Below are 1,400 nucleotides of genomic sequence, written 5' to 3'. Positions count from 1 at the left end.
AAATTCATCCCGTATCAATTGCTTGCCCAGCCAAAAAAGCATGCGGCTGTATTGTTGATAGAGGTGTTCTAAAGCGATGGGCTTGCCTTGTTTGAGGTTGTTGAAGACTTGGGTTTGCATAAGATTTCGTGTTTTATAAGAGCGAAATCTTTTAGAATGTTAAGAGAGCTTAGCTTTGAAGGAAGTTGAAGAAAACCTATTATTATATTAAAAAAGGCGTGATACTTAACTTATGGCATCAAGGTACTGGTATACCGCACGACAATAAGTAAGCTCACGCCCGGGCCGTGAGCATTTACACTCATCATCTCGTCGTTAAAAATTACCAGTTTTTGATGCGAGAATCAAAGCGAATGCTTCCAATATTTTTACTTAAAGAAGTTTCGCAAATATATTAATATGCGACTAATATATAAAAAATATTAAAGTAAGCCAAATGGCTTACTTAATTTTTGTGTTGTTTTTGGAAATTGCCGTATGGCTGAACTTTCAAAAGAAAAAATAATACTTGCTAATAAGATAGCTACCAGAATAAAAAATCTTCGTGAAGAATTTACAGGTTCAAAGCAAATGGATTTTGTAAGAAAATACAATGTTGAGAAACAGATTATAAGTAGATGGGAAAGTCAGATTAAAATTGATGAAAATACTGGTAAAAAATCTGGAAGAGGAATCACAATTTATACAGTTGATGAATTTTGTAAAATCATAGGAATTACACTTATGGATTTTTTTGATGATGATTTATTTAAATGAAATATAGATCATGTAGATTTGAATAAAATCGAAAAGGGAAAAAGAAATATCACACTTTCTACGATTCTAGAATTATCAAAGGGTCTAAAAATTCACCCTAAAGAGTTGTTTGATTTTAGTTTTCCAATAAAGGAATTAGAAAAATAATTCTGAATTTTTATCTTAGTAAGAAAAAAATATAATAGAATAAATTGACATTTGTTAGATGACAAGGGATCAATTGAAAAAGAAAGTCGGTAATCGGATTATTGAGTTACGCACAAAAAAGGGATGGAACCAATCTGATTTGGCACGCGAATGCGGTCAGGATCGACAAGCAATTAAAAAATTGGAAAACGGAAAAGTTAACCCTACCATATACTCTCTATACGAAATTGCAAAGGCTTTAAAAGTAGATATCTATCAGCTTTTTGGGTTTTAATTATACCTAATTGCCTAATGATGAAGAATCAGGTTTTTTTAAGAAATTTTGTAATAGTATTAAAATAGCAAAAGAGTAGGGGGGAGTTTTAATTAGTTTATATATGGAAATCCATTAGAAAAAGAAGAAGGGGTTAATTTTCGGAAATAAAATTTTCTATGATAGGTGTTTTTTATGCTGATATTACAACCTAAAAAGTTGGTTTATCCGGAAGTATTTAGCC

At 31.0% G+C, this 1,400-nt stretch carries 3 protein-coding genes; all 3 read left to right on the top strand.

Annotation, left to right across the window (positions count from 1 at the left end; genetic code table 11):
• The first annotated feature begins 477 nt into the window (after positions 1 to 477).
• From KW502_RS15225 to KW502_RS15215, 3 genes are read left to right on the top strand one after another with little or no spacing between them, the layout of a single operon-like run.
• Positions 478 to 756: an XRE family transcriptional regulator gene (locus KW502_RS15225; RefSeq protein WP_219041402.1), complete on the top strand. Its 279-nt coding sequence runs from the start codon at positions 478 to 480 to the stop codon at positions 754 to 756.
• A gap of 18 nt (positions 757 to 774) precedes the next feature.
• A complete protein-coding gene (locus KW502_RS15220; protein WP_219041401.1) occupies positions 775 to 903 on the top strand; it encodes a helix-turn-helix domain-containing protein in 129 nt (42 codons plus the stop codon).
• Between the two features lie 58 nt (positions 904 to 961).
• Positions 962 to 1,177: a helix-turn-helix transcriptional regulator gene (locus KW502_RS15215; protein WP_219041400.1), complete on the top strand. Its 216-nt coding sequence runs from the start codon at positions 962 to 964 to the stop codon at positions 1,175 to 1,177.
• Positions 1,178 to 1,400 lie beyond the last annotated feature (223 nt).

Source organism: Mesonia aestuariivivens (genome assembly GCF_019311235.1).
Classification (GTDB): domain Bacteria; phylum Bacteroidota; class Bacteroidia; order Flavobacteriales; family Flavobacteriaceae; genus Mesonia; species Mesonia aestuariivivens.
Note: the sequence above shows the minus strand (reverse complement) of the source record. Positions and strands in the feature narration are given on the sequence as shown.